This is a genomic window from Teichococcus deserti (assembly GCF_001982615.1).
Lineage (GTDB): Bacteria > Pseudomonadota > Alphaproteobacteria > Acetobacterales > Acetobacteraceae > Pseudoroseomonas > Pseudoroseomonas deserti.
In genome coordinates this window covers 1-8,953 of record NZ_MLCO01000262.1, presented here as the reverse complement: position 1 = coordinate 8,953, position 8,953 = coordinate 1, and the positions used below count along the sequence as shown (strand labels likewise).

The 8,953-nt window shown below is 71.7% G+C and carries 7 protein-coding genes; 6 read left to right on the top strand and 1 reads right to left on the bottom strand.

Features of this window, described 5'->3' with window-relative positions; translation table 11 throughout:
* Window positions 1-1,335, bottom strand: a 1,335-nt coding sequence (locus BKE38_RS22965) for a DEAD/DEAH box helicase (RefSeq protein WP_076959560.1), incomplete at its 3' end; no start/stop codon positions are given.
* Window positions 1,336-1,744: 409 nt separating this feature from the next.
* Between BKE38_RS22965 and BKE38_RS22960 the strand changes: the two genes are divergently transcribed.
* The 6 genes from BKE38_RS22960 to BKE38_RS22935 form a co-directional block, all read left to right on the top strand.
* Entirely contained in the window at window positions 1,745-3,037 is a 1,293-nt protein-coding gene (locus tag BKE38_RS22960; protein ID WP_076959559.1) for an LLM class flavin-dependent oxidoreductase, read from the top strand.
* A 19-nt stretch (window positions 3,038-3,056) separates the two neighbouring features.
* Entirely contained in the window at window positions 3,057-4,103 is a 1,047-nt protein-coding gene (locus tag BKE38_RS22955; RefSeq protein ID WP_076959558.1) for an ABC transporter substrate-binding protein, read from the top strand.
* A gap of 13 nt (window positions 4,104-4,116) precedes the next feature.
* Window positions 4,117-4,932 carry an ABC transporter permease gene (locus BKE38_RS22950; protein ID WP_076959557.1) on the top strand — a complete coding sequence of 272 codons (816 nt, stop codon included), beginning with the start codon at window positions 4,117-4,119 and terminating at the stop codon, window positions 4,930-4,932.
* Entirely contained in the window at window positions 4,929-5,702 is a 774-nt protein-coding gene (locus tag BKE38_RS22945) for an ABC transporter permease (RefSeq protein ID WP_076959556.1), read from the top strand. The genes BKE38_RS22950 and BKE38_RS22945 overlap by 4 nt, the downstream gene beginning before the upstream one ends.
* 176 nt (window positions 5,703-5,878) lie before the next feature.
* Window positions 5,879-6,253 carry a hypothetical protein gene (locus tag BKE38_RS22940; protein ID WP_076959555.1) on the top strand — a complete coding sequence of 125 codons (375 nt, stop codon included), beginning with the start codon at window positions 5,879-5,881 and terminating at the stop codon, window positions 6,251-6,253.
* A partial coding sequence (locus tag BKE38_RS22935; protein ID WP_076959554.1) for a response regulator occupies window positions 6,250-8,953 on the top strand: 2,704 nt, incomplete at its 3' end. The genes BKE38_RS22940 and BKE38_RS22935, both read left to right, overlap by 4 nt.

Genomic DNA, 8,953 nt, shown 5'->3' with positions numbered 1-8,953 from the left:
ATGCCCACCCGGATGCCCACTGGCGCCGGCCCGCTGCGGCGCGCGGTCGCCGCGGCCGGCACCATTGCCGCCGCCCCCGCCATTCGCCGGACGCTGACCCTGGCCGTGCCGTCCGCCGCCGCCATGCGGTGGACGCGGCCCGCCGCGATGGCCGCCGCCGCCCAGCTTCGGCGCCGGCCGGGTCGAATTCGCCGCCGCCTCCGAGTGCCAGGGATGGCTGCTGAAGACGGTGATCGCCTTGCCGATCTCCTTCTCGATGTCGCGCAGCCAGGCGCGCTGATCCTCGTCGCAGAGCGAGATGGCCCAGCCGTCGCGCCCGGCCCGCGCGGTGCGGCCGATGCGGTGGACGTAGCTGGCCGGCTCGTTCGGCAGGTCGAAGTTGAAGACATGGGTCACTTCGTCGACATCGATGCCGCGGGCTGCGATGTCGGTGGCCACCAGCACCTTGACCTCGCCGGAGCGGAAGCCGTTCAGCGCCGCTTCGCGCCGCGCCTGCGATTTATTGCCGTGGATGGCGGCGGCCACCACGCCGGCCTCGTTCAGGGCGTCGGCAACCTTGTTGGCCTCGTGCTTCATCAGGGTGAAGACGATGGCCTGGCCCACGCTCGGCTGGCCGACCAGATGCAGCAGCACGTTCTTCTTCTCGGCCGCTTCCACGAACATCACCGTCTGGCGGATGCGCTGCACGGTGGTGCTGGGCGGCGCCACCTCGACCCGCTCGGGGTTGCGCAGCAGCGAGCCGGCCAGCTGGGCAACGGTCGTCGGCATGGTGGCCGAGAACATGATGGTCTGGCGCTGCTGCGGCAGCAGGGCGACGATGCGGCGGATGTCGCGGACGAAGCCCATGTCGAGCATGCGGTCGGCCTCGTCCAGCACCAGCACCTCGACCTTGGACAGGTCGCAGAGGCCCTGGTTGCAGAGGTCGAGCAGGCGGCCGGGGGCGGCCACCAGCACGTCGACGCCATGGCGCAGCGCATCCGCCTGGCGGCCCTGGCCGACGCCGCCGAAGATCACCGTCTTCGACAGCTTCAGGTGGCGGCCATAGCTGGTGAAGCTGTCACCGATCTGGGTGGCCAGCTCGCGCGTCGGCGCCAGCACCAGGACGCGGGCGCCGAGGCGCGGCGCCGGCCGCTTGTCCTGCATCAGCCGGTGCATGATCGGCAGGGCGAAGGCGGCGGTCTTGCCGGTGCCGGTCTGCGCCAGGCCGACCAGGTCGCGCCCCTGCATCAGATGCGGCAGGGCGGCGGCCTGGATCGGGGTCGGCGTGGTGTAGCCTTCCTCGGTCAAGGCGCGCTGGATGGGCTCGGCCAGGCCGAAGCCCGTGAAATCGGTCATACGAGAATATTCCGGACGGGCGCGCGGAGCGCCGCAGGGGAAGCCGCGCCAGGGCCCGGCCAGGGAGGAAGCGACGGATTGGGGCGGCGGGGGCACGCGAATGCCATGGCCGCCGGGCTCGAAGGTTGCAGGTGACGCGCTTCCCTGGGGTCCCTCCCGCGCCGGGGACCTTATCCGTGGGCACCGCCGGCAGGGGGAACCCCCGGCGGCGGACGCAGCGCGCGCGGAGCGCTGTCGGCGCCTCCTTACAGCCAAGCGGGCGCTGCGGTCAAAGTTTCCGCAACCGAAGCGCGACGGGACCGATCCCAGCCGCTTCCCCCGGGGGCATGGCCCTGGCTGGCCTGGCTGTTCTATAGCTGTCACCATCCGGCAATGAGAGGGTTTGGCGGGGATGCAAGCAGGACGGCAGATGCGGCTGGTGGCCTATCTGAAGACCGGCCCGACCGCGCTGCATGTCGGCGGCTGGCGGCACCCGGAGGCGACGCTGGACGACATCCTCTCGCCGCAGCGCTACCAGCAGATCGCCGTGCTGCTGGAGCAGGCCTGCTTCGACGCCTGCTTCTTCGCCGACCTCTTCGGCCTCTACGACCTGCACGGCGGCAGCTATGACGCCTATCTGCGCCGCGGCGGGCAGATCAGCTTCCTCGACCCCACCGTGGTGCTGCCGGTGATGGCGGCGGCGACGCGGCATATCGGCCTGGGTGCCACGCTGTCGACCAGCTTCCACAACGCCTATCACCTGGCGCGCTGGCTGGGCTCGCTGGACGCCATGAGCGGCGGCCGCGTCGCCTGGAACGTGGTGACCTCGGCGACCGACCTCGAGGCGCAGAATGCCGGGCTCGACGCCCTGCCGCCGCGCGAGGAGCGCTACGACCGCGCCGACGAGGTGCTGGAGGCCTGCTGCGCCCTGTGGGAGGGCTGGGAGCCGGACGCCATGGTGCTGGACAAGGCGGCCGGCGTGCTGGCCGACCCCGACAAGGTCCGCTACGCGCATTACCAGGGCCGCTGGGTGAAGACGCGCGGGCCGCTGTCGATCCCGCGCAGCCCGCAGGGGCGGCCGGTGATCATGCAGGCCGGCAGCAGCGAGCGCGGCCGCGACTTCGCCGCCCGCTGGGCGGAGCTGATCTTCACCACGCAGCGCGACCCCGCCGACATGCGCGCCTTCCGCGACGACATCCATGCCCGCATGGCGGCGCGCGGCCGGGCGCCCACCGACTGCGCCATCCTGCCCGGCATCTCGGTCGTCCTCGGCGAGACCGCGAGCATCGCCCGCGAGCGCGCCGAGTATCTCAACGGCCTGATCGATCCGGAGCTGAACCTCGCCGCCTCCTCCTCGAGCCTCGGCGCCGACCTGACGAAGCTGCAGGAGGGCGGCAGCCTGGAGGCGCTGCAGGGCCACCAGGGCATGCAGGGCACCCGCGACGTGCTGGAGCAGGCGATGAAGGCCGAGGGGCTGACCCTGCGCGAGGCCGCCCAGCGCCGCAACACCGGCCGCGAGATCGTCGGCACCGCGGCCCAGGTCGCCGACCGGCTGGAGGCGATCTTCACCAGCGGCGCCTGCGACGGCTTCGTGCTGGCGCCGACCATGTTCCCCGGCATGTTCGAGCAGTTCTGCCGCTCGGTGGTGCCGGAGCTGCAGCGGCGCGGGCTGTTCCGCACCCGCTATCCCGGCAGCACGCTGCGCGACACGCTGACCCGCTGAGCCCCGACAGGAGAGCGCCATGACCGAGATCTCCCGCCGCCGCCTGATCGGCGCCGCGGCCAGCCTGCCGCTGGCGACCCCCGCTCTGGCGCAGCCGGCCAGCCTGCGCGGCACCACGGTCGTCTTCGCCAGCTGGGGCGGCGCCTATCAGGAGGCGCAGCGCCGCGCCTATTGCGATCCTTTCGCCGCCGAAAGCGGCGCGCGGGTGGTGCAGGACGGGCCGATGAACGCGGCGCGGCTGCGCACCATGATCGAGGGCGGCGCGCCGGACTGGGACGTCGCCGACATCACCCTCGATTTCCTCTATGCGGGATCCAAGGACAAGCTGTTCGAGCCGATCGACAAGTCGGTCGTCGACACCAGCCGGATCGACCCGAAATTCGTCCACGACTACGGCGTCGGCTGCATCGTCTGGTCCTACAACCTGGCCTGGAACACCCAGACCTTCCCGGGCGCGAAGGCGCCCAAGACGTGGGCCGATCTCTTCGACCTGCAGCGCTTCCCCGGCAAGCGCTGCCTGCTCGACAATGCCGTGGCCAATTTCGAGGTGGCGCTGCTGGCCGATGGGGTCGCACCCGAGGCGCTCTATCCGCTCGACATCGACCGGGCGCTGCGCAAGCTCGACACCATCCGCGCCCAGACCGTCTTCTGGTCGACCAACAGCCAGGCACAGCAGCTGTTCGTCGACGAGGAGGTCGGGCTCGGCCTGATCCTCAACGGCCGCGCCTACGACGCGGCAAGGAAGGGCGCGCCGATCGCGGTGAGCTGGGCGCAGAACATCCAGTCGGTCGACTATCTGGTGGTGCCGCGCGGCGCGAAGCAGAAGGCGGCGGCGATGCGGCTGATCGACACCATGACGCGCGCCGAGAACCAGGCGAGGGTCGCCAACATGATCGCCTATTCGCCGACCAACCCTGCGGCCTTCGCCGCCATCGACCCGGCGATCGCCCCCTGGCTCTGCACCGCGCCGGAGAATGCGCGGCAGGGCTTCGTGGTCGATGCCGGATACTGGCGCGACCACCAGCGCGCGGCGCTGGAGCGCTGGACCGCCTGGAAGCTGAAGTGACGGACATCGCGACGTGAGGGGACGACGCCTCGGCCCCTGGCTGCTGCTGGCCCCTGCCCTGCTGGCGCTGTTCTTCGCCTTCGCCCTGCCGGTGGGAATGCTGCTGTCGCGCGCCTTCACCGAGCCGGGCAGCTTCTCCACGCTCTGGCAGACGCCGGTCTATCTGCAGGTGCTGGGCAACACGCTGCTGATCAGCGCCGTCGCCACGCCCGTTGCCCTTCTCTTGGGCTTCCCGGTGGCGCATGCCATGGCGCATGGCGGCGCCCGGCTGCGGCGGCTGATGCTGTTCCTGGTGCTGCTGCCCTTCTGGACCAGCCTGCTGGTGCGCAGCTTCGCCACCATCATCCTGCTGCAGCGGCGCGGGCCGGTGAACGCGCTGCTGCTCAACCTCGGCCTCGCCGAGGCGCCGCTGCCGCTGCTGCACAATCTGACAGGTCTGATGCTGGGCGCCATCCAGCTGCTGCTGCCCTTCGTCATCCTGCCGCTCTATGCGGTGATGCGCCGGATCGATCCGGGCTTCATGCGCGCGGCGCTCAGCCTGGGCGCCAGCCCGGCCCAGGCCTTCTGGCGGGTCTATCTGCCGCTCTGCCTGCCCGGGGTGACGACCGGCGGCGCGCTCGTCTTCATTTCCATGCTCGGCTATTTCGTCACGCCCGCGCTGCTCGGCGGGCCGCGCCAGACCATGGTGGCGCAGCTGATCCAGGAGCAGGTGGCGCAATTCGGCCAATGGGGCCTGGCCGGCGCGCTGTCGCTGCTGCTGCTGGTCGCCGTCTTCCTGATCCTCGGTATCGCCTGGCGCGCCGCCTCGTCGCGGAGCGTCACGCCATGAGCTTCTGGCGTGGGCTGCGCGGCCTCGTCTGCGCCCTGGTGGGGATCTACCTGCTGGCGCCCCTGCTGGTGGTGCTGGTCATCTCCTTCAGCGCCGGATCCTTCCTGCGCTTCCCGCCACCGGGGCTGTCGCTGCAATGGTACCACAACCTCCTCGCCGACCCGGCCTGGCTGGACTCGCTGGCGGTCAGCCTGCAGGTGCTGCTGCCGACCGGGCTGATCGCGACCGCCCTGGGCACCGCCGCCGCACTGGCGCTGGTGCGCGGAAAGATCCGCTCCGCGCCGTTTCTCGCGGCCTTCCTGCTGTCGCCGCTGGTGGTGCCCGGCGTCATCACCGCCGCCGGCCTGTTCCTGATGTTCCGCCTGCTCGGGCTGAACGGCACGCTGGCCGGCCTGGTGATCGGCCATGTGGTGCTGACCGTGCCTTATGTCGTCGCCACCGTCGGCGCGGCGCTGCGCGTCATGGACCCGGCGCTGGAACGCGCGGCCGCCGGGTTGGGCGCGCCGCCCTGGATCGCGTTCCGGCGCATCACGCTACCGCTGCTGGCGCCGGCCCTGGCCTCCAGCCTGTTGTTCGCCATGGTGCTGTCCTTCGACGAGCTCATGGTCGCGCTGTTCAACGGCTCGGCCACCCTGCGCACCGTGCCGGTGCAGATGTGGTCCAACCTGCGCGGCGATTTCGACCCGTCCATTGCCGCCATTGCGGCGCTCTGCTTCCTGGTGGCCTTGTTGGCATTGGTCGCAGAAGCCTGGCTGCGGCGACGCGCCTGAGCTTGGCGTTTCATCTGTGCGGCACGTCGTTTTTCGCCAAAAGCCATGGCCTGTTCAGCCAGGTGAAAGCCGGGCAACGCGGCACGCAAGACAATTCCTTCCTGCGAATTTTCGTGCTACGCCTTCACTCTTCACAGAAACGTGCGCTCTTGCCGGCGCGGTGGGACAGGCGAGCCATGAAGGTCGAGCGTCTTTCAGCGGGCGACGAGACGGCGGGCGAAGGGGCGGGGCAGTGGCGCAGCCTGCGCCCGGCCGCGCTGCTGCTGGCCGCCAGCCTGGGCGGCACCGCGCTGCTCGGCGTCGTCGCCCCGCGTCCCGCCGCCACCATGGCGGTGATCGGCGCCCCCTGGTGGGATGCGCCGCGCATGGCCGGGATCGCGGTGGCGGCCGGCGCCCGGCTGGTCGATGCCGGCCGCTTCGACAATGTGCTGATCGTCCGCCGCGCCGAGGGCGAGGAGATCGACCTGGCCGCCGCCCTCTACAGCGCCGGCGCCTGGCTGGTGCTGGACGCGGCCGGGCCGCGCGGCTGCCTGGCGGGGTTCTCCGGATGACCGAGCTGCACCGCCTGCGCGCCGGCTTCGCGCGCCTGCTGATCCCGCTGCTCTGGGCGCATGTGCCGCTGATCTGGCTGGTGGCCGAGATCATGGGCCGCGCCGCCGTGCCGCCGATGATGCTGGCGGCGCTGCTGGCCGCCGTGCCGCATCTGACCTGGCGCCGCCACGGCACCGCGCCGGTTACCCGCTATGTCTCCGCCGTCGCCCTGATGGGCGAGCCGGCGCTGCTGGTCTGGATGCTGGCGGGCGTCGGCTGGCAGATGGACATGCACATGTACTTCTTCGCCTGCCTGGCGCTGATGATGGCCTGGTGCGACTGGCGCGCCATCATCGTCGCGGCCGGCGCCATCGCGGCGCACCACCTGGCGCTGAACTACCTGATGCCGGCCGCCGTCTTCGCCCAGGGGACCACCGATTTCGGCCGCGTGCTGCTGCATGCCGGCATCGTCGCCTTCCAGTCCGCCGTGCTGATCTGGCTGAGCCAGATGGTGGTCGGCGCCTTCCACCGCATCGAGGCGATGCAGCGCGAGATCACCGAGCAGAACGAGACCCTGGAGATCCGCGTCGAGGAGCGCACCCGCGAGGCGGAGCAGGCGAATGCGGCGAAAAGCCTGTTCCTGGCCAATATGAGCCATGAGATCCGCACGCCGATGAACGCCATCCTGGGCTTCAGCCACCTGATGCTGCGCACCGGCCTGACCGAGCGGCAGCACGACTATGTCTCGAAGATCCGTGCGGCCTCGGCCACCCTGCTGAACCTGCTGAACGACATCCTCGACTTCTCCAAGATCGAGGCCGGCAAGCTGGCGCTGGAGCAGGCGCCCTTCGACCCGCGCGAGCTGGTCGAGCGCACCATGGGCATCGCCACGGTCCGCGCCCAGGAGAAGGGGCTGGCGCTGCGCTGGGACGTCGATCCCCTGATCCCGGCGCGGCTGCTGGGCGACGAGCTGCGGCTCGGCCAGGTCATGCTGAACCTGGTCAGCAACGCGGTGAAGTTCACCAGCGTCGGCGAGGTGGCGCTGCAGCTGCGGCTGCGCGAGCGCCAGGGCAGCCGGCTGCTGCTCGAGGGCGTGGTGCGCGACAGCGGCATCGGCATGTCGGCCGAGCAGCAGGCGCGGCTGTTCGAAAGCTTCTCCCAGGCCGACAGCTCGACCACGCGTCAGTTCGGCGGCACCGGCCTCGGCCTCGCCATCTGCCGCCAGCTGGTCGAGCTGATGGGCGGCACGATCGCCGTCGAGAGCGTCTACGGCACCGGCAGCACCTTCACCTTCACCATCCTGCTGGGCGCTGCGGAGGAGACGCCGCGCGCGCTGAACGCCGAGGCGCTGCGCCGGCTGCGCGTGCTGATCGTCGACGACAACCAGGCCTCGCGCGAGATCCTGCACGGCTATTTCCAATCCTGGATGATCGATGCCGAGCTGGTCGCCTCGGCCCGCGAGGGGCTGGCCGCGCTGCAGGCCGCCGGCCGCGAGGGCCGTCCCTACGACCTGCTGCTGCTCGACTGGAAGATGCCCGGCATGGACGGCATCGAGGCGATGCGGGCGATGCGCGCCGTGCTGCCCGAGGCGCATTGGCCGGCGGTCTTCATGATCTCCGCCTATGGCCAGGACCGCGCCATGGGCGAGGCCGAGGCGGTGGGCATCGCCGGCTTCCTGGCCAAGCCGGTCACGGCCTCCTCGCTGCTCGAGGCGCTGCAGCGGCAGTTCGCGGCGCAGGAGGGCGGCGAGGCGCCGGCCGCGCTGCCGCCCGCCATCGCCGCCGCCCAGGCCGGCCCGCCGATGGTCGCCCCCTCGCGCCGCGGCGCCCGGGTGCTGCTGGTCGAGGACAACGAGATCAACATGGAGCTGGCCGTCGCCATCCTGGGCGATGGCGGGCTGGTGGTGGAGACCGCCGAGAACGGCCGCATCGCCGTCGACCGCCTGCTGAAGTCCGGCGAGGCCTTCGACGCCGTGCTGATGGACGTGCAGATGCCCGAGCTCGACGGCGTCGCCGCCACCCAGGAGATCCGCGCCGCGCGGCCCGACCGCAGGCTGCCGATCATCGCCATGACCGCGCATGCCTATGCCGCCGAGCGGCAGCGCTGCCTGGAGGCCGGCATGGACGACCATGTCGCCAAGCCGGTCGACCCTTCAGCGCTGATGCGCACGCTGGACCGCTGGATCCGCCTGCCGCTGGTGGCCGGGCCGGGCGGCGCCGCGACGGTCGCCGCGGCGCGCCCGGCGGTGGTGCTGCCCGACCGCCTGCCGCCTTTCGACCTGGCCTCGGCGCTGGCCCGGGTCAACGGCAAGGCGGCGCTGCTGCACAAGCTGATCGGCGATTTCGGCCGCAAGTTCCCCGACGCCATCCCGCAGCTGCGCCGGCAGGCCAGCGAGAAGAAATACGCCGAGGCGCGGATCCTGGCGCATACGCTGAAGGGCGTCGCCGGCTCGCTGGGCCTGGCCGAGGTCGCCATCCGCGCCGGCGAGGTCGAGCTGGCGCTGGCCGCCGGCGAGGCGCCGTCCGAGCCGCTGCTCGCCGCGCTCGACGCCGCGCTGCGCCCGGCGCTGCTGGCCGCCGCCTCGCTCAGCGTCGTCGCCGTCGCCGCCCCCGCCGCGGCGGCCGGCTTCGACCGCGCCGCCGCCGCGGCGCTGGTGGCGGAGCTGGAAGACCTGCTGGCCCGCCGCAGCCTGCGCTCGCGCCGTGTCTTCGAGGCGCTGG

What these genes read in the sequence shown, in the direction of transcription:
- BKE38_RS22945 (WP_076959556.1), top strand. Translation starts at nt 4,929, where the DNA reads ATGAGCTTCTGGCGTGGGCTGCGCGGCCTCGTCTGCGCCCTGGTGGGG.
- BKE38_RS22960 (WP_076959559.1), top strand. Translation starts at nt 1,745, where the DNA reads ATGCGGCTGGTGGCCTATCTGAAGACCGGCCCGACCGCGCTGCATGTC.
- BKE38_RS22955 (WP_076959558.1), top strand. Translation starts at nt 3,057, where the DNA reads ATGACCGAGATCTCCCGCCGCCGCCTGATCGGCGCCGCGGCCAGCCTG.
- BKE38_RS22940 (WP_076959555.1), top strand. Translation starts at nt 5,879, where the DNA reads ATGAAGGTCGAGCGTCTTTCAGCGGGCGACGAGACGGCGGGCGAAGGG.